23 protein-coding genes are annotated in these 17,848 nt (G+C 36.8%); 17 read left to right on the top strand and 6 right to left on the bottom strand.

What is annotated here, in order from left to right:
* Positions 1-12: 12 nt before the first annotated feature.
* The 3 genes from FW781_RS10825 to FW781_RS10815 all read right to left on the bottom strand — a co-directional run bounded on the left by FW781_RS10825 (position 13) and on the right by FW781_RS10815 (position 1,632).
* Entirely contained in the window at positions 13-408 is a 396-nt protein-coding gene (locus FW781_RS10825; RefSeq protein ID WP_149387452.1) for a ribosomal maturation YjgA family protein, read from the bottom strand.
* A gap of 71 nt (positions 409-479) precedes the next feature.
* On the bottom strand, positions 480-1,133 hold the full coding sequence (locus tag FW781_RS10820) for a thioredoxin family protein (protein WP_149387451.1): 654 nt from the start codon (positions 1,131-1,133) through the stop codon (positions 480-482).
* A 10-nt stretch (positions 1,134-1,143) separates the two neighbouring features.
* Positions 1,144-1,632, bottom strand: coding sequence for a TlpA family protein disulfide reductase (locus tag FW781_RS10815; protein ID WP_149387450.1), 489 nt, complete (start codon positions 1,630-1,632; stop codon positions 1,144-1,146).
* A gap of 141 nt (positions 1,633-1,773) precedes the next feature.
* On the opposite strand from FW781_RS10815, the gene FW781_RS10810 reads away from it, so the two are divergent.
* From FW781_RS10810 to FW781_RS22420, 5 genes are all read left to right on the top strand, one after another.
* Entirely contained in the window at positions 1,774-2,616 is an 843-nt protein-coding gene (locus FW781_RS10810) for a hypothetical protein (RefSeq protein WP_149387449.1), read from the top strand.
* 120 nt (positions 2,617-2,736) lie between these two features.
* Entirely contained in the window at positions 2,737-2,898 is a 162-nt protein-coding gene (locus FW781_RS22425) for a hypothetical protein (protein ID WP_172625708.1), read from the top strand.
* A gap of 41 nt (positions 2,899-2,939) precedes the next feature.
* Positions 2,940-3,095 (top strand): bacteriocin, encoded by a 156-nt coding sequence (locus FW781_RS10805; protein ID WP_139348445.1) that lies wholly within the window; start codon positions 2,940-2,942, stop codon positions 3,093-3,095.
* A gap of 157 nt (positions 3,096-3,252) precedes the next feature.
* The gene (locus FW781_RS10800) at positions 3,253-3,420 is read left to right on the top strand and encodes a bacteriocin (protein WP_149387448.1); all 168 of its coding nucleotides are present in this window, start codon (positions 3,253-3,255) and stop codon (positions 3,418-3,420) included.
* Between the two features lie 29 nt (positions 3,421-3,449).
* A complete protein-coding gene (locus FW781_RS22420; RefSeq protein ID WP_172625707.1) occupies positions 3,450-3,611 on the top strand; it encodes a hypothetical protein in 162 nt (53 codons plus the stop codon).
* A 35-nt stretch (positions 3,612-3,646) separates the two neighbouring features.
* On the opposite strand, the gene mutS is transcribed toward FW781_RS22420, so the two are convergent.
* Positions 3,647-6,238, bottom strand: coding sequence for a DNA mismatch repair protein MutS (gene mutS / locus FW781_RS10795; protein WP_149387447.1), 2,592 nt, complete (start codon positions 6,236-6,238; stop codon positions 3,647-3,649).
* A gap of 124 nt (positions 6,239-6,362) precedes the next feature.
* Here mutS and FW781_RS10790 point away from each other — a divergent pair, with 124 nt between their 5' ends.
* On the top strand, positions 6,363-6,893 hold the full coding sequence (locus FW781_RS10790; RefSeq protein WP_149387446.1) for a GNAT family N-acetyltransferase: 531 nt from the start codon (positions 6,363-6,365) through the stop codon (positions 6,891-6,893).
* A gap of 109 nt (positions 6,894-7,002) precedes the next feature.
* On the opposite strand, the gene FW781_RS10785 is transcribed toward FW781_RS10790, so the two are convergent.
* Positions 7,003-7,881, bottom strand: a complete 879-nt coding sequence (locus FW781_RS10785) for a cupin-like domain-containing protein (protein ID WP_149387445.1) — start codon at positions 7,879-7,881, stop codon at positions 7,003-7,005.
* A gap of 264 nt (positions 7,882-8,145) precedes the next feature.
* On the opposite strand from FW781_RS10785, the gene FW781_RS10780 reads away from it, so the two are divergent.
* On the top strand, positions 8,146-9,024 hold the full coding sequence (locus FW781_RS10780; RefSeq protein ID WP_149387815.1) for a bestrophin family protein: 879 nt from the start codon (positions 8,146-8,148) through the stop codon (positions 9,022-9,024).
* A gap of 12 nt (positions 9,025-9,036) precedes the next feature.
* Here FW781_RS10780 and FW781_RS10775 read toward each other — a convergent pair whose 3' ends face one another.
* Positions 9,037-9,636: a hypothetical protein gene (locus FW781_RS10775; RefSeq protein WP_228720184.1), complete on the bottom strand. Its 600-nt coding sequence runs from the start codon at positions 9,634-9,636 to the stop codon at positions 9,037-9,039.
* Between the two features lie 64 nt (positions 9,637-9,700).
* Between FW781_RS10775 and FW781_RS10770 the strand changes: the two genes are divergently transcribed.
* From FW781_RS10770 to FW781_RS10725, 10 genes are all read left to right on the top strand, one after another.
* The gene (locus tag FW781_RS10770; RefSeq protein WP_228720183.1) at positions 9,701-10,312 is read left to right on the top strand and encodes a toxin-antitoxin system YwqK family antitoxin; all 612 of its coding nucleotides are present in this window, start codon (positions 9,701-9,703) and stop codon (positions 10,310-10,312) included.
* Between the two features lie 5 nt (positions 10,313-10,317).
* The gene (locus FW781_RS10765; RefSeq protein WP_149387442.1) at positions 10,318-10,848 is read left to right on the top strand and encodes an RNA methyltransferase; all 531 of its coding nucleotides are present in this window, start codon (positions 10,318-10,320) and stop codon (positions 10,846-10,848) included.
* Positions 10,849-11,035: 187 nt separating this feature from the next.
* On the top strand, positions 11,036-11,689 hold the full coding sequence (locus FW781_RS10760; protein ID WP_149387441.1) for a CBS domain-containing protein: 654 nt from the start codon (positions 11,036-11,038) through the stop codon (positions 11,687-11,689).
* Between the two features lies 1 nt (position 11,690).
* Positions 11,691-12,557 (top strand): NAD kinase, encoded by an 867-nt coding sequence (locus tag FW781_RS10755; RefSeq protein WP_149387440.1) that lies wholly within the window; start codon positions 11,691-11,693, stop codon positions 12,555-12,557.
* A 70-nt stretch (positions 12,558-12,627) separates the two neighbouring features.
* On the top strand, positions 12,628-13,698 hold the full coding sequence (gene fbaA / locus FW781_RS10750) for a class II fructose-bisphosphate aldolase (protein WP_149387439.1): 1,071 nt from the start codon (positions 12,628-12,630) through the stop codon (positions 13,696-13,698).
* A 90-nt stretch (positions 13,699-13,788) separates the two neighbouring features.
* Positions 13,789-14,643 (top strand): acetyl-CoA carboxylase, carboxyltransferase subunit beta, encoded by an 855-nt coding sequence (gene accD, locus FW781_RS10745; protein WP_149387438.1) that lies wholly within the window; start codon positions 13,789-13,791, stop codon positions 14,641-14,643.
* 53 nt (positions 14,644-14,696) lie between these two features.
* Complete coding sequence (locus FW781_RS10740; RefSeq protein ID WP_149387437.1) at positions 14,697-15,206, top strand: DUF6973 domain-containing protein; 510 nt, start codon at positions 14,697-14,699, stop codon at positions 15,204-15,206.
* A gap of 286 nt (positions 15,207-15,492) precedes the next feature.
* Complete coding sequence (locus FW781_RS10735; RefSeq protein ID WP_149387436.1) at positions 15,493-16,896, top strand: nucleoside recognition domain-containing protein; 1,404 nt, start codon at positions 15,493-15,495, stop codon at positions 16,894-16,896.
* 55 nt (positions 16,897-16,951) lie between these two features.
* Positions 16,952-17,317: a four helix bundle protein gene (locus FW781_RS10730; protein ID WP_047380109.1), complete on the top strand. Its 366-nt coding sequence runs from the start codon at positions 16,952-16,954 to the stop codon at positions 17,315-17,317.
* Positions 17,318-17,443: 126 nt separating this feature from the next.
* Positions 17,444-17,836 carry a hypothetical protein gene (locus FW781_RS10725; protein WP_106917843.1) on the top strand — a complete coding sequence of 131 codons (393 nt, stop codon included), beginning with the start codon at positions 17,444-17,446 and terminating at the stop codon, positions 17,834-17,836.
* The last annotated feature ends 12 nt before the right edge of the window (positions 17,837-17,848 follow it).

Raw genomic sequence — 17,848 nt, 5'->3', positions numbered from 1 at the left:
AGGTTGCAGGGATTAGGGAGTCGAGATTACGCCTTCACTTTTTGTCATTCTCATGAAAATATAGAGCAGCAGACAGCCTATGGCATAGCAAAGATTATCAATCCATGAAAAAGAATTACCGATAACAATATACATCAGGCTTCCAGGACGGAAGCCTAATTTTTCCGCAATATGGAAATACTGTGCAAATTCTATCAAAAAGGAAAAAATAAGGATTCCCAGAATCAGTTTCTCATTATTTACTTTTACAAAACTCTTTACAAAAGTATAAATAAGCATTACCACAATAACATCCCCAAGATAAGCTCTTACGAAGAAAATATGGCTCAGTTTAGTGGCAATCAATACTTCTACAAGAAAGATAAATACGGTCAAAAGGAGATATTTCAGGCTGAATTGTAATTTCATTTCAAAAGGGATTAGGCATAAAAAATCGGTATTCAAGGAACACCGATTTTATTTTTATATGAGCAAATATATTATTTCTTTACTTTAATTGTACATCCTATAGCTACCGTTTTAGTCATTTTTACCGGTTCTCCTTTGATCAGAGCATTTACAGCATCCTGAGCATAATATTCGGATACATCATTCGGATTATCATAATTATTGTCGATAGCGCCAATATATTTCACGATATTCTTTCCGTTTTCTTTCTTAAGGACAAAAACATGAGGGGTCTTTGTAGCTCCGTACTGCGGATAAATTTTCTGCCCTTCATCTACCAGATACGGAAAAGTAAAGCCTTTCTGCTTTGCTCTTTCAATCATCTGCTGGAAGCCGTCTTCAGGCTGTACATTAGGATCATTAGGGTTAATCGCGATTACCGGGTAGCCTTGAGCTTTATATTTTTTATCCAGCTCAATAATTCTGTCTTCATATTTCTTGGCGTACGGGCAGTGATTGCATGTAAATACAACAATGAATCCTTTTGCACTCTTAAAATCGCTTAAAGAAACCATTTTGCCATCAATATTTTTAAGCTTAAAATCAGCTGCTTCATCTCCTACTTCGTAGCCTTTTGCAGAAACATTCTCTTTCTGAGTTTTGTTTTTATCGTGACCCGTCGTTGTAAAGCTTAGTAATCCCAGCCCAACGATGAATGCGGTCATTAAAATTTTCAGGTTTTTCATAATCGATTATTTATTGTAGATTTTCTTTAATTCTTTTTTCAAGGTCTGTTTTGCTCATTTCACCATCATTGAAATGAACTTTCACCCCATTTTTATAGAACAACGTTACAGGAATATTTCCATCCCAGTCTTTTTCAAACTTTGGAATCCAAGTATTCATTCTTTTGATATCATCCAGCAGAAGAACCTCAGCACTAAGATTTTTATTTTTAATGAATTTCAATACTCTTTCTTTATCCGCCAGCCTGTCCAGTGAAACCAAAATCATTTTAAATTTCTGATTACCCGAAAACTCAGCATTCACTTCCATAAAGTGAGGAAGCTCTTTTACGCATGGCCCACAGGTGGTTGACCAGAAGTTGACAACCAATAATTTGTCTTTTTCCTGCTGGATCCGCTTTTCCAGATCTTCATATTTTATCACAGAAACTTCAGTCTGCTGGGCTTTAAAAACCGTACAAAATATAAATACAGCCAATATCTTTATTAAATTCTTCATATTAAAATTATAAAATACTACAATTCAACAATGTACAAAAAAATAAATTTTACCTATTTCATAAATTATATACAAATGAACAATTTATTTTTATCATGGATAAATTTTTTAATACTTTTACAGCCTTAAAAAATTAAAACCATGAAAAAAACTTATTTGCTTCTGCCAATATTCTTTTTGGCATCATGCTCCAGCAGTAACGATGATAATGATTCACCTAACAACAACGGAAACAACAATGATAGCAGTCCGGTTTTGGTAACGAAAATGGTTGCTGACGGAGAAACTTCAACGTATACTTATAATGGATCAAAAATCGCTCAGATTAAAAACATCACTAATGGTGAAGTTACTTCCTTCAGTTATTCGGGAGATTTGATTACTCAGCAGGTAACAACCGGTTCAAGCACAAGCTATAAAACAACATATACTTATGATGGAAGCAGCAGATTGAGCAAAAAAGTATATATTGAGAATTCTCTTTCATCCGGAGCCGTTTCAACAGTAGAAACCAATTATACTTATCTTTCAAGCAATAGTGTAAAAATTACTTATACAGCAAACTTTACAGGGTCACCAGCCATGAGAACAGGCAGCAAAACAGCAACATTAAATGCTGACGGTTCCCTGAACAGCTGGACAGAAACAGCTTCAGTACCTTCTAACACCGGAGGATTTCACAGTGCAACAGGTACTTTACAGCCTATTGTGTATGATACTAAGAATATTCCTTTTAAAAACATTACAGGATTTTTAAAAATTATTGATACTGAAGATGAAAATGGATCTATTCACAATATCCTAAGCTATAATAATGTCCTTAACTATAATAACGGAACAGGTGCAGAATGGGGAATCTTTAAATCCACTTACGAATATAATGACAGCGGATATCCAACGAAGAATGTCAGAACCTATTATAATAAGACAGGAACCGGCATAACAAACAGTGAGGTTAATACTTACGAATACAATCATTTATAAAACACAGAGCGCTTAAGGCGCTCTTTTTATTTTCATACACAGATATGTTAATTTTTTCACAAGTGGTAGAATTATATAGATGATTTTGTATATTTGAGTAGAATCAAAAACTAAATTACCATGAAAAAATCAAAAACTCAAAAGAGAAAGCTTTCCAAAAGCGAACTAAAAGAAATTAATGGTGGAGCACTTCCTCCAAGATGCCTTCGAGGGTTCTGTACACATCCTGATTCAGGAGAAATGGTTCCGGGTCTTGTAGGAAAAGACGGATTCTGTTGCTAATCAAAAAAATTTCAAGAAATCAAATCAAAACTAAAATTATCATGAAAAAATCAAACATTCAAAAAAGAAAATTGACAAAAAGTGAATTGAAACAAATCAATGGAGGCAGCGGCCCCCTTTGCCCGGGAACTTGTTTCTGCAATATTGACGGTGAAATGACTATAGGCTCATGTGACACCAAAGGAAGATGCTGTTAATAGCAAAAAGCTTTGTTAAATAATAAAGATTGAGGCACCTCCCTCAATCTTTTTTGTGAAATAGGATTTCAATAAAAAAAAGTTAACAATTTGACTCACAATATTTTGCAAATATTAAAATAACTTGTAAATTAGCTTTTACCAAATTCAAATTATTATGAAAAATTCAAAGAATCAAAAAAGAAAGCTTAGTAAAAATGAGCTTAAGGAAATCAGTGGAGGAGCCAGCAGACCCATCTGCCCAAGAGTAATAAGCTGCACAGATCCTCACACCGGAGAAGAACGCTCAGGAGTGCCTGGCATGCAGGATGGATTTTGCTGTTAACCAAGTTATACAATATAAACTTGGAAAATATGAAAAATTCAAACCTCAACACAAGAAAAAAACTCACCAAAGCCAAGCTTAAAGAAATCAACGGAGGTATAGCAGCCTGCGCAGAAGGTTTATGCAAGCTAAGAGGAGTAAGTCACTTCCTTATTATCGGCCCAAGGGGTAAAGACGGCTATTGCTGCTAATCAAATTTTTAACATTATTAAAAAAAATGATTGGATTAACCTCCAATCATTTTTTTTATTGCATTCAGCTTCATTAAAGCTTCAATAGGAGTCAATGTATTAATATCTATTTTCGTCAGCTCCTCACGGATATTTTCCAGAACAGGATCATCCAGCTGGAAGAAGGAGAGCTGCATATTTTCTTCAGTTACTCTTTTGATGCTTTCAGAAGTACCTCCACTTCCCTGCGTTCTGCTCGCCTCAAGTGTTTTAAGAATTTCATTTGCTCTGTTGACTACTTTGGCAGGCATTCCGGCTAGTTTTGCCACATGAATACCGAAACTGTGCTCGCTTCCACCCGGGATCAGTTTTCTCAGGAAAATGATATTCCCTTTGTTTTCCTGAATAGAAACATGAAAGTTTTTCACCCTTTCAAAATTGACTGTCATTTCATTCAGCTCATGATAATGCGTGGCAAATAAAGTCTTGGATTGCGTTGGATGCTGATGAAGATATTCTGCAATCGCCCATGCAATAGAAACTCCGTCATAAGTGGAAGTTCCACGACCGATTTCATCCAGCAAAATAAGGCTTCGCTCTGAAATATTGTTCAGAATATTGGCGGCTTCGTTCATTTCTACCATGAAAGTTGATTCACCTGCAGAAATATTGTCTGTAGCCCCTACCCTTGTGAAGATCTTATCCAGCATTCCTATTTCAGCATGTTTTGCAGGTACAAAACTTCCGATCTGAGCCAAAAGACAAACAATAGCCGTCTGACGCAGAATTGCGGATTTACCGGCCATGTTCGGTCCTGTCACCATGATAATCTGCTGGGAATCTTTATCCAGGAAGATATCATTCGGAATATACTTTTCTCCCAACGGCAATGCATTCTCAATGATCGGGTGTCTGGCTTCTTTTAAATCGATAGCATAGCCGTCATTTAAAACAGGCTTTGTATAACTCTCAGAAACAGCCAGTTCAGAGAGTCCGGCAGCCACATCAAGCTGTGCAATAATATTGGAGTTTCCTTGGATCTGATCAATATAAACCATGGTTTCTGCACATAAATTTCTGTACAGCGAGGTTTCCAGAACTCCTATTTTTTCTTCGGCACCCAGAATCTGGCTTTCATATTCCTTTAATTCTTCGGTAATGTATCTTTCAGCATTCACCAGCGTCTGCTTTCTTACCCAATCATCCGGAACTTTATCTTTATGTGTATTCCGAACTTCTATATAGTATCCGAAAACGTTATTAAAATCAATTTTAAGGCTTGTAATACCTGTTCTTTCAATTTCCCTCTGGCACATTTCGTCAAGGAACCCACGTCCTTTATTCTGTAGATTTCTCAGTCTGTCCAATTCTTCAGAAACCCCTTCTTTAATGATATTTCCTTTGGCAATACTCACCGGAAGTTCTTCATTAAGATGATTCTGAAGGAACTTGATCAATTCTTCAAGATCAAACAAAGGTTCCAGCCAAGCCAACACATCCGCATGAGGATGCAATAACGCTTTGATCTTGTGGATATTGATTAAACTTTGGCGAAGATATCCCAACTCTTTAGGTGAAATTTTCTCTGCTGCCAGTTTTCCCATCAAGCGGTCAAGATCGGAAATTGACTTCAGAAGCTGGCAGATCTCATATTTCAGAGGATCATTTTCGTTTAAGAAATCAATCAGAGAAAGCCTTCTCATAATCTCATCCACAGATTTTAACGGGAGAATAATTCTTCTTCTCAAAAGCCTTCCTCCCATCGGAGTAGAGGTTTTATCAATGATATCCAGCAGCGATTTTCCCTGTGGGTTACTGGGATAAACAATTTCAAGGTTTCTCAGGGTAAAATTATCCATCATCAGATAATCTTCCTGTGGAATGATCTGAAGTTTTGTAATATGGGCCAGCAGATTATGGTGGGTATCTTCTACCAGATACGCAAAAATAGCTCCTGCTGCAGTAATAGCCAACGGAAGGTTTTCTACTCCAAATCCTTTTAAAGAATTGGTTTTAAAGTGATTAGTTAATTTTTCGTAAGCAAAATTATATTGGAAAGCCCAGTCTTCCAGTTTAAAGGCACTTTTATTCTTAATCTGTTCCGGAATCTGTACACTTCTCTGATAAATAATCTCGCTGGGATCAAAAGTATTGACAATATGAAGCAGCTTTTCCAGGTTTCCTTCGCTTACCAGAAACTCTCCGGTAGAGATATCCACTAAAGCGATTCCATATTTCTCTTTTTCTTTGTGTAAAGAAAGCAGGAAATTATTCTTTTTTGAATTTAAAACCTGATCATTGAAGGTAACGCCCGGTGTAACCAATTCGGTGACTCCTCTTTTTACAATTCCTTTCACCATTTTAGGATCTTCCAGCTGATCACAGATCGCTACCCGCATTCCCGCTCTTACCAGTTTCGGAAGATAAGAGTCTATTGAATGGTGTGGAAATCCTGCCAGTTCCACACTTCCTTCCCCATTATTTCTTTTGGTAAGAACAATGCCAAGGATCTGGGATGTTTTCACAGCATCCTGCCCAAAAGTTTCATAAAAGTCCCCTACCCTGAAAAGTAAAAGTGCATCCGGGTATTTACCCTTGATGGTATTGTACTGCGTCATTAATGGGGTTTCCTTCTTCGATTTTGCCATAGTAAAAAATGAGCCCCAAATTTAGAAAAATAAATTCAGGGTAAGAGAATTGTTTGGGGGTTAATGTTCTATACTTTTCTTTATCAGTAATTAATCGTATTTTCACCATCAAATCACATCATTCATGAAATTTCCTGTCTTAGAGACTGAAAGACTTATCTTACGTCAGCTTACTTTCGATGATACCCAAGACCTGTTCGAGTATTTTTCTCTGGATGAAGTCATGGAATATTATGATCTGGAAACCTTCAAAACAGAAGAAGATTCCCGGCACATTATTCAGCACTTTAACAGTGAATTCGAAAAAGGGAAAGGATTCCGCTGGGCTTTGGAACTGAAATCCAATGGAAAAGTCATTGGTACCTGTGGCTATCATAACTGGTACAGGGAACATTTCAGAGCTGAGATCGGCTATGAGCTCAACCTAAAATTCTGGCAGCAGTCTTATATGAAAGAAGCCATTCTTCCCATTCTGACCTATGGATTTGAAACCATGAGACTTCACCGTGTAGATGCTTTCATTGATCCTTCTAATATTTCTTCTGAAAAGTTGCTGTCTTCATTAAATTTCAGCAAAGAAGGAACGTTGAAAGATTATTTTTTTGAAAAGGGAAAATTTGTAGATGCAACGATCTTTGGATTGATTAATAAATAAGCGGGAAGCTCAAGGATAGAAGATAGATGTTTCTATTGGTTGTTTAATGTCTAGTTATCTTATAAAGGTATTTAAGTTGTATAAGCTGTGAAGAGTGTTTCAGATTCCTCTATTTTCCTGTCCTCAGATGTTTATCCAAAGCCTCAGAACTTTTCTTATAGGCCCATTTTTGCTTGTAATTTACCCATTTGGCTTTGAAAAGTTTACGCATGAGTTTATCTGTATATCTCATAATGAAAACGTGATACAGCATATTGGCAAAGACATTCGGTTTATTGGGAAGCGCTCTTAATGAAAGTGAAAAACCCGGCTCCAGATATCTGTTGAAATGCCAGAAAGCCCCTGGAATAAAGAGAGCATCACCATGCTCCATAAAAATTTCGTACCCTCTCGCATATTGTAAAGCCGGAAACTTTTCATAATCAGGATTTTCATAATCCACATCATAAATGGTATGAACCGACAGAGGAACTTTATATAAAAATGGTGACTGCTTCTGATCAAACAAAAGAATCCTTTTTTTCCCTTCAAAGTGGATATGCATAAAATCACCCAAATCCACATCATAATGCATTAAAACATGAGCTTCACTTCCCCCGAAGAATAATGTTGGAAGCCTTTTAAAAAACTTCATCCCAAGATCCGGATAGGTGAAGTTTTTCAGCAGCTCAGGAAGCCTGTCTGTGATGATATAGAAAAAGATACGCAGATCTGAAGGTTTGCTTTTTATGGTATCAATATATTCCTTCATTTTCATCTGGGCTACCGGAGCATCAGAGCTTTTAGCCGCATCCGCAGGCTTATTATCATACAACGGAACTTCCTGACCTCCCGCTTTCTCCCGGATATAAGCCAGATTCCATTTGTCGAAAGCCCCCCATCGACTGGCAAAATTCTTGATTAAAAGAGGTTTTTGCTTTTTAAAATAATGCTTCTGAAAATCTTCTTTACTGATATCATTTACAATATCTACGTTTTCGAGGATCATGTATTTGGTATTTAATGCGAAATAAAAATAGTGTTTTTTTGATACCTGCAAAAATTAAGATTAAAAGGACTGGAAGCTGGAAGCGAAATCCTGGAAGTTAAGATTTGTCTGCAAACGTCTATACATCACTATACAAAAATATTTTTATGGAAACCTTAGACCTCTTCTTCGGCGTCAATAACTTTCCTCTTCCAGCTTCAGATGTCCTTACTTTATTAGCAGAGCTCAGATGAAAAAATTATATTTGTGATAATAAGCGAATTTATGAGAGTCTACAATACCAAACATTTCCTTAAAATACTTTTCAGTTTACACAAAAGTGATACGCTGAAAATACTTTTTCCAAGTATGCTTCTTATAGGGCTGTACTCCTGGGGAATTCAGTATCTGGAAGTGGAATACCTGCACCTTACCTCAAAATCAGGAATCAGTAATGTGGGAATGATTCACTCGTTGTTAGGTTTCGTTCTTTCTCTTTTATTGGTTTTCAGGACCAATACGGCCTACGATAGATGGTGGGAAGGCCGGAAGCTTTGGGGAAAATTGGTGAATGACACCAGAAATTTCGCGATAAAAATCAATACTATTCTTGGTGACAACCGACAGGATGCTGAACAGATTGCAAGATATTTAAAATATTTTCCTCACTTTTTAGCCAAACACCTTTCTAAGGAATCTACAAGGCTGGCTTTGGATGAAGATTATTCTGAAATTGAAAATTCTTTAAAAAACCATGGTCCAAGTGAAATCATTATCCTGCTAAGCCATAAACTGAATCAATTAAAAAAAGAAGGAAAAATTTCAGAAGTTGAAATGCTGTATTTAGATACACAACTTTCAGGATTTCTGGATGTATGCGGAGGCTGTGAGAGAATTAAAAACACACCAATCCCCTATTCCTATTCTTCTTTCATCAAGAAATTTATTATTCTATATGTTTTTGCACTGCCTATTGCTTATGTGATCACTATTGGTCTTTTTATGATTCCGCTTACCGTTTTTGTCTATTATGTTTTAATGAGCCTTGAGCTGATTGCGGAAGAAATTGAAGATCCTTTCAACAATGATGAAAATGACATTCCTATGGAGACCTTAGCGCAGAATATAGAGAAAAATGTACATCAGATTATGATCAGAAAATAAAAAATCAAGCTTTTAAAGCTTGATTTCTTTGAGTTCACCGTCCTGTTTTATCTCTACAAACTTGCTTTCCCTGTTGGCGGCAGAATATCCATAGAAAAACGTACTGTATATCGGGGTTGAATACAGATAAGCTCCATACCCGTTATAAGCATTTGAAGTTCCCGTCTGCTGCTGATAACTTGCTGTCGCCGTAAAGTTTACAATCGTTTCAAGATAGTATTTGCCCGGTTTCAGTTTTTCGAATTTAAATCTGCCGTGATCATCCGTTAAAGCTTCCACTCTGTATTTAAAAGCTTCTTCAGACATATACACCGTTGTCTTTTTGTTTTCATATTTCCTTCTCATGTCATAAAATTCCTCGAAATAAGGCGTTACAGGAAAAAGCATGATAACAGTTCCTTTGGGTGCATAATGTTTTTCTCCAAGCAAAGGCTTGATTCCCCAGTTGTTTTTTTGTTTTGTGGAAGCAACCCCTTCAATGGTAGAATTTCCGAATCCCAGCATGTCTCTGGCTAATTTTTTATCGAAAAAAGCTTGAGGATAATACGTATTTTGTGCTTCCAGGCACATAAATCCCAACATCAGTATGAATAATGTGAATAATTTTTTCATAGTATATTTTTGAGTCAAATATAAGTATTTTACTATTTTTGAAATAAAAATAGCTATGAAGTACATGTTTCTATTGTTTTTTTCCACTTCTGCCATGATTACGGCACAGAAACCTTGTGGATATAAAAACGGATTGCAGGAAGGGTCCTGTAAAGAATTCTATGACAACGGACAGGTAAAAAATACTGTAGAATGGGAAAAAGGAAAGCTGGACGGAGATGCTGTTTTTTACCATGATAACGGAAAAATACAGTCTAAAGGAGAATATAAAAAAGGATTCAAAGTAAAAGAATGGTCTTATTTTGATAAGAACGGAGTACTTACTTCAAAAGAGGCTTTCAGAAACGGAGAAAAAAATATTTATGACAACAGTCTTACGGCTACCTTTTATTCTCCAGCCGGCAAAATAACTGAAATTTCAAATTATAAATTCAATAAATTACAGGGTGAAAGCAAAACTTTCCATGAAGACGGAAAATCTGTGAAAGACATTGGCCAGTATGACAATGGCCTCGCGACCGGAAAATGGAAAGTGTTTTATCCGTCAGGAAAATTACAGCGTGAAACTGAACTTGCCAACGACAAGAGAAACGGCAACAGGGTTCATTACCGTGAAGACGGAAGCATAGAAAAAACAGAGGTCTATAAGGACGGAAAATTAATCTCAACAAAATAATACAATTGGTACAGAAACTAAAACTGGAAGAACTTAACAGAATAGATGTAGAAACATTTAAGAAGGTTGAAAAAATTCCGTTGGTCATCATTTTAGATAATATCAGAAGTATGCACAATGTAGGTGCAGCTTTCAGAACGGCAGATGCCTTTTTAATTGAAAAAATCATTCTTTGCGGAATTACACCGCAACCACCCCACCGCGAGATCCATAAGGCGGCATTGGGAGCAACAGAAAGTGTAGACTGGTCTCATGAAGCAGAAACCAATACAGCGATTTCTGATCTGAAAAGCAAAGGCTACGAAATCATCGGGATTGAGCAGACTACCGGCAGCCGACTGATTACTGATTTTACGATTGACAGATCGAAAAAATATGCATTGATTTTAGGCAACGAGGTGGAAGGAATAAGCGATGAAGTTCTCCCTAATATTGATGTATTTTTAGAAATTCCACAACTTGGAACAAAGCATTCTCTGAATGTAAGTGTATGTGCCGGAATTGTGATGTGGGAATTTGCAAAAGCGTTAAAATAAAAAAACTGCATATGTCCTTAGTAGACAGTGCAGTTTGAAATAAATCTAATAAAAAGTAAAAATGAAAGGCGACAAAGGTACTTTTTTTTTCTTTACAAACAAATTTTGATGGCATTTTTTTCGTTTCAGCTTAAAAAAAGTCGGGTTTTCAGAAAAAGTTTCATTTAATTTTTTATAAATTAGCACAATGTTTATCAAGGACTATATCTCAAAAGACTTTCCATGTTTTAGCCTGTCTGACTCCATAGAGTCGGCCAGAAATGTATTGGAGGATTTTGGATATTCCCATGTTTTTATCAAAAAATCCCACCACTTCTACGGAGCTCTTGCAATGGACTTTCTGTATGAAGAAGATGGTGGAACCTTGAAGGATCTTGAACACCAGATTGAACGGTTTGCTATCCTGGAGGACAGCAATATTATGGACAGTATCCGTCTGTTTTATACTTTCAGCAGCAATATAATCCCGGTGATTAATAAAAATGAAAAATATCTGGGGTATATTACCTGTGAGGATGTTTTCCAGGACCTTTCCCGTTATCCTTTATTTTCAGAAACAGGAGCCATTCTTACGGTAGAAACTCCTGCCAGAAAATATTCTATGACGGAAATCACCAATATCGTAGAAAGCAACAACTCGAAGTTTTATGGAGGGTTTATAAGCTTTATGTCTGAAGAAGTGGTCCAGATTACAATAAAGATCAGCAATGAAAACCTGGCCTCGATAGACTCTACATTTGACCGGTACGACTACAGAATTGTTGAAAAATACTATTCTGATGAGAAATCCGATCTGTTTAAAGACCGATTTGGTTTTTTACAAAAATTCATAGAAATATAACATGAAGGCAGCCATATATTCTCAGAAAAAAGATCTTGATACTTTTTTATATTTAAGCAAGTTTATCTCTGAACTTGAAGCCAGAGATGTAAAATCTGTTCTGTATGATGAAATGGCTGAAGCACTTCAGTTCTCAAAAATTTTCGAAACCTTCAACTGCAAGCAGGATCTTCTGGATAAGGAAGTAGATTTGTTTTTCACTTTCGGTGGAGACGGAACGATTGTGAATTCTTTAACGTTCATTGAAGATCTTGAAATACCTGTTGTAGGGGTTAATACCGGAAGACTTGGATTTTTAGCCTTTTTCACAAAGGAAGAAGCTTTTAAAGAACTTGATTCCATTTTAAAAGGAGATGTAAAGACGAGCCGTCGTTCAGTCATTGAAGTTGTTTCTCCCAATCTGGAAGGATTTTTCCCATATGCCCTGAATGATGTTACCGTCTCAAGAAAAGAAACCACATCAATGATTACGGTTGATTCTTACATCAATGATGAGTTTCTGAATGTATTCTGGGGTGATGGTGTTATCATCTCCACTCCTACTGGTTCTACTGCTTACTCTTTGAGTTGTGGCGGACCTATCATTTCTCCCAACAACGAAAATTTCGTCATCACTCCAATCGCGCCTCACAATCTGAATGTGAGACCTTTAGTAGTGAATGACAAAGTAGAAATAAAATTCAGGGTGGAAAGCCGTGTACCTCAATACTCCCTTTCTCTGGACTCCCGGCTGATACATATAGAAACCGACAAGGAAATTATCATCAAGAAGGCAGCATTCCAGCTTCTTCTGGTACAGCCCAACAGTTTAAGTTTCTATGAGACGATCCGCCAGAAGCTACTTTGGGGAAGAGATAAAAGAAATTAGTAATTTCTTAAAAATGATTACCTTTACACGAAATTAAAACACCTAATAAATTTATAATAAAAAGTAAAACATGAGCAGAATTTTTCCGGCAGGAGTTGCCACAGGTCAGTTAGTTACTGATATCTTTCAGTATGCTAAAGAAAACAAGTTTGCATTACCTGCAGTAAACGTAATTGGATCAAGCAATGTAAACGCTGTGATGGAAACTGCAGCGAAATTGAACTCTCCTGTAATTATTCAGTTTTCAAATGGTGGAGCTGCATTCAACGCAGGAAAAGGATTAAGCAACGACGGACAAAAGGCTGCAATCTTAGGATCTATCGCTGGAGCAAAACATATCCACACGCTTGCTGAAGCTTACGGAGCAACAGTAATTCTACACACAGACCACTGTGCAAAGAAATTACTTCCTTGGATTGACGGATTGATGGATGCTAACGAAGAATTCTTCAAGCAGACAGGAAAATCTCTTTACTCTTCTCACATGTTAGACCTTTCTGAAGAATCTTTAGAAGAAAATCTTGAGATTTCAGCTCAGTATTTCGAAAGAATGGCTAAGCTTCAGATGACTCTTGAAGTAGAAATTGGAGTTACAGGAGGTGAAGAAGATGGTGTTGACAACTCAGACGTTGATAACTCTAAATTATATACTCAGCCTGAAGATATAGCTTACACTTATGAAAAATTAAAAGCTATTTCTGACAACTTTACCATTGCTGCTGCTTTCGGTAACGTACACGGAGTTTACAAGCCAGGAAACGTAGTTCTTACACCGAAAATCCTTGACAATTCTCAGAAATATGTTCAGGAGAAATTCGGAACTGCTGCTAAACCTATCAACTTTGTATTCCACGGAGGTTCAGGATCTACTTTAGAGGAAATCAGAGAAGCTATCGACTACGGAGTAATCAAAATGAATATCGATACTGACCTTCAGTTTGCATATACAGAAGGCGTTAGAGATTATATGGTAAACAATATTGAGTATTTAAGAACTCAAATCGGAAACCCTGAAGGAGAAGAAAAACCAAACAAGAAATTCTATGACCCAAGAGTTTGGGTAAGAAAAGGTGAGGATACATTCTCTACAAGATTGGTGAAAGCATTTGAAGATTTAAATAACGTAAATACTTTAAAATAAGAACTGTACATTTGTACCAATGTAAAAGGGATTCATAAGAAATACATTTGCATTGGTACATTTTACATTTATACATTAATACAAGCAAAAATGGCATTCGACTGGTTTAAAAGAAAAGCAAAAAACATTACCACTTCTACTGATGAAAAAAAGGACGTTCCCAAAGGCCTTTGGCATCAGACTCCATCCGGAAAAGTTGTGGAACATGATGAACTAAAGAGAAATAACTATGTTTCTCCTGAAGACGGGTTTCATGTAAGAATAGGAAGTGCGGAATTTTTTGACATCCTTTTTGACGGTGGTAAATTTACCGAACTGGATGCCAATGTTGAAAGTATTGATATCTTAAACTTCAAAGATACAAAGCCTTATAAAGACCGTTTGAAAGAAGTAAAAGCAAAGACCAAGCTTACTGATTCTATCAGAAATGCTGTAGGAACTGTAAAAGGAACTGAAATGGTAGTTTCTTGTATGGATTTTGCTTTCATCGGTGGATCTTTGGGTTCTGTAATGGGAGAAAAGATCAGAAGAGCAGTTGATTACTGTATCAAGCACAAACTTCCGTATATGATTATCTGTCAGTCCGGAGGCGCAAGAATGCAGGAAGCCACTTACTCTTTGATGCAGCTGGCAAAAGTTCAGGCTAAATTAGCTCAGCTTTCTGAAGCAGGACTTTTATACATTGCTTATCTTTGTGACCCTACATTCGGAGGAATCACAGCTTCTTTCGCAATGACTGCTGATATCATTATGGCAGAACCGGGAGCTTTGATTGGCTTCGCAGGACCAAGAGTAATCCGTGAAACAATCGGTAGAGACTTACCGGAAGGATTCCAGACATCAGAATTCTTACAGGAAAAAGGATTTGTAGATTTCATCGTAAAAAGAACCGAAATTCAGGATACTGTTGCAAAAACAGTGAATTTATTAGCTGTAAAAGTATAGTATCTGTAACAAAACAATACAATCTCTCTCTAATTAGGGAGAGATTTTTATTTATGAGAACTTTCAAGATATTTTTCAATACTATCAGAAGTATGAGTTTCAAAAAGATTATCCGTCTTTTATCACTTATCCTTCCTCATCCTCTTTTTGCCTTGCTGAGTTTTCATGCTACCATAAAAGCATTTACCATAGCTCAGAAAAAATTCCCTGAAACAGCCTCCAATAATGGAATTGGAAATGCTTTCAGACACGCTTTGTGGTGCTGCTTCATTATGATGTACTGCTGTAAGATCTCTTCTCCCAAAAAAGCGCTTGATTTCTGCAAAAGAATTACAGACATGCATGAAGAGCTATTCCCGAATGAGCCTTTGGAAACCAAAATGGATCTTCATAACAACAAAATCGGAATGGATTATTTCATGGAACTTTTACCGGGAATTCACCGCCAGTTTTTTGAAAAAAGCTTTTTTGTAGAGGCATTAATCAAAAAAATGGATGATGCCAAAGTGCTGAAAAATCTGGATGATGATTTTGAAGGGCATCTTGTTTATTTGGAAGAATAATTCCTTTATTTAAACGCCACGATTCGCAAAGAAAACATAAAGCTTCATGCATATTTTCGTTCGCAGGGGCATTTCATTCTGCAACGTATCTATTTCTATGCTTAACGCTAACGCCTTTGCGAACTAAAAAATCACACTTCATTATTAGAAACCTTTACTGCGTTAAAATAATCTTTAAAATCAGACAACCATCATTAGTACTCTTTCGCATCAGAATAACAAAAGACTTTAGTTATTTTTGTGGTTTAAAGTATTTTTGATAAGTTTAAACAATTAAATCAATCAGATGGTTCTCAGCAGAATTTGGTCGGCTTTTATTATCATTGCCATTGCCATTGCCAGTATAAAATACGTGTCGTCAGGTCATTATAAGACCATTTTCAATGATATGGTAGTTGGAAAAGGAGGTGATACCGTGAAGATTGCTTCACAGCCAATAACCAGTCTCTCTCCTATTGTCAGAGACAGCCTGATGAAAAAGAATGATTTTGCAGACAGCAGAATTCACTATAAAACGGACTCTTTAAAGCAAAATGTAAACGTTTACCGTGTTCAGGAAGCTGATGGAGTGATTGGCACTTCAGAAACTGCAGTGAAGATCTGTCTTGGCCTTATCGGGATTATGACCTTATTCATGGGATTCATGAGTATTGCTGAAAAAGCAGGCGGAATCAATCTTTTAAGCCGACTGATTCAACCATTTTTCTCTAAGTTATTTCCTGAGATTCCGAAAAACCACCCCGCATTCGGGCACATGCTGATGAATTTCAGCGCCAATCTTCTGGGACTGGATAATGCAGCGACTCCTTTTGGGTTAAAAGCCATGGAAAGCCTCCAGACTTTAAATCCTAATAAAGATACAGCCAGTAATTCTCAAATCATGTTCCTGTGTCTCCATGCCGGAGGTATGACTCTGATTCCTGTATCCATTATTGCGATCAGGGCATCCATGGGCTCCAAAACACCTACAGACATTTTCCTTCCTTGTATGATTGCTACTTTCGCGGCTACTTTGGCAGCAATGATTATCGTTTCTCTCTATCAGAAGATCAATCTTCTTCGTCCGGTAGTGATTGCTTATGTAGGAGGAATTTCAGCCATTATCGCTTTATTAGTAGTATACCTTGTACAATTGAGTAAGGATGAACTGGACGACTTCAGCAAAGTATTAAGCAATGGTTTGATTCTGTTCATATTTCTTGCTATTGTACTTGGAGCCGTTTACAAGAAAATAAACGTTTTTGATGCCTTTATTGAAGGAGCAAAAGAAGGATTCAATACCTGTGTCAAGATTATTCCTTACCTGGTTGGGATGCTGATTGCCATTTCATTATTAAGAACTTCCGGTGTTTTTGATGTGATCATTGACGGAATGAAATGGGTAGCGAACGTGGCCAATATGGATCCAAGATTCGTGGACGGGCTTCCGACAGCTTTAATCAAGCCTTTATCAGGTTCAGGAGCCAGAGGAATGATGGTGGATACAATGGCAACATTCGGAGCTGACAGTTTTCAGGGCAAATTAGCCGCAGTACTTCAGGGAAGTTCAGATACTACTTTTTATGTGATCGCAGTCTATTTTGGTGCCGTAGCCGTTAAGAATACAAGATACACGGTAATTGCTATGCTTCTGGCCGATTTGGTGGGGGTTATCACTGCAATTGCGCTGGCTTATCTGTTCTTTGCTTAATCAAAAGTTGCTGGTTGGCAGTTACTGTTTTTTTTAATCGTTAAAAAAGATATTAATGAGTTACGAAAAACTTGACATTTATAATATTGCTTTTGAATTGTTTATTGAAACACATAAACTCTCACTCAAACTACCCAACTATGAATTATATGAACTGGGTAGCCAATTGAGGCGATCTGCCGATTCTGTTGTTACAAACATTGCAGAAGGTTATGGAAGAAACAATTACAAAGGTGATTTTATTAGATTCCTTACTTACTCTCAGGCAAGTTGTGACGAAACCGTTTGTCATTTATCAAAAATCAACCTCCTCTACCCAGAATTAAGCTTAGACTTTAAAGAAAAATCAGAACAATACAAACTTCTGGGAGGAAAAATCAATAACTTTATAAAATACGTCCAATTAAACTGGCGAACATAATCCAAACTAGCAACTAGCAACTAGCAACTAGCAACTAGCAACTAGCAACTAGCAACTAGCAACTAGCAACTAGCAACTAGCAACTAGCAACTAGCAACTAGCAACTAGCAACAAAACTACCTATTTATGATTACAGATAAAGAATTTACCCTAAGACTTATCCGCCAGTTGACCCAGGCGTTGGAAAAACTTATTCTCGATAAACCTGAAGAAAGTTTAATGCAGAAAGAACTGGATTTTGATACACTCATGCGAGATATTTTTAAGATGAGCTTCACGGAAGTTTCTTCTAAAACGAAGGAAGAAATAATTGCCATTGTCAATGAAAGACAGGAAAGAGATCACAAAGATTATTACGAAATGCTGGGAAATCTTTTCTACTTCAACAGCAGACATGATCACAACAAAGATTTTCAGGATAAGGCAAAAACATTCTACGAGTTGTATCTTCAGACCAGCGGAATTTTTGCGCTTCCAATAATCAACAGAATAAACGAATTAAAAAAAGCACTTGAATAAAGTGCTTTTGTA

It is taken from the genome of Chryseobacterium panacisoli (assembly GCF_008274625.1).
In the GTDB taxonomy this organism is placed as follows: domain Bacteria; phylum Bacteroidota; class Bacteroidia; order Flavobacteriales; family Weeksellaceae; genus Chryseobacterium; species Chryseobacterium panacisoli.
This window is presented reverse-complemented; position numbering and strand designations above follow the sequence as displayed.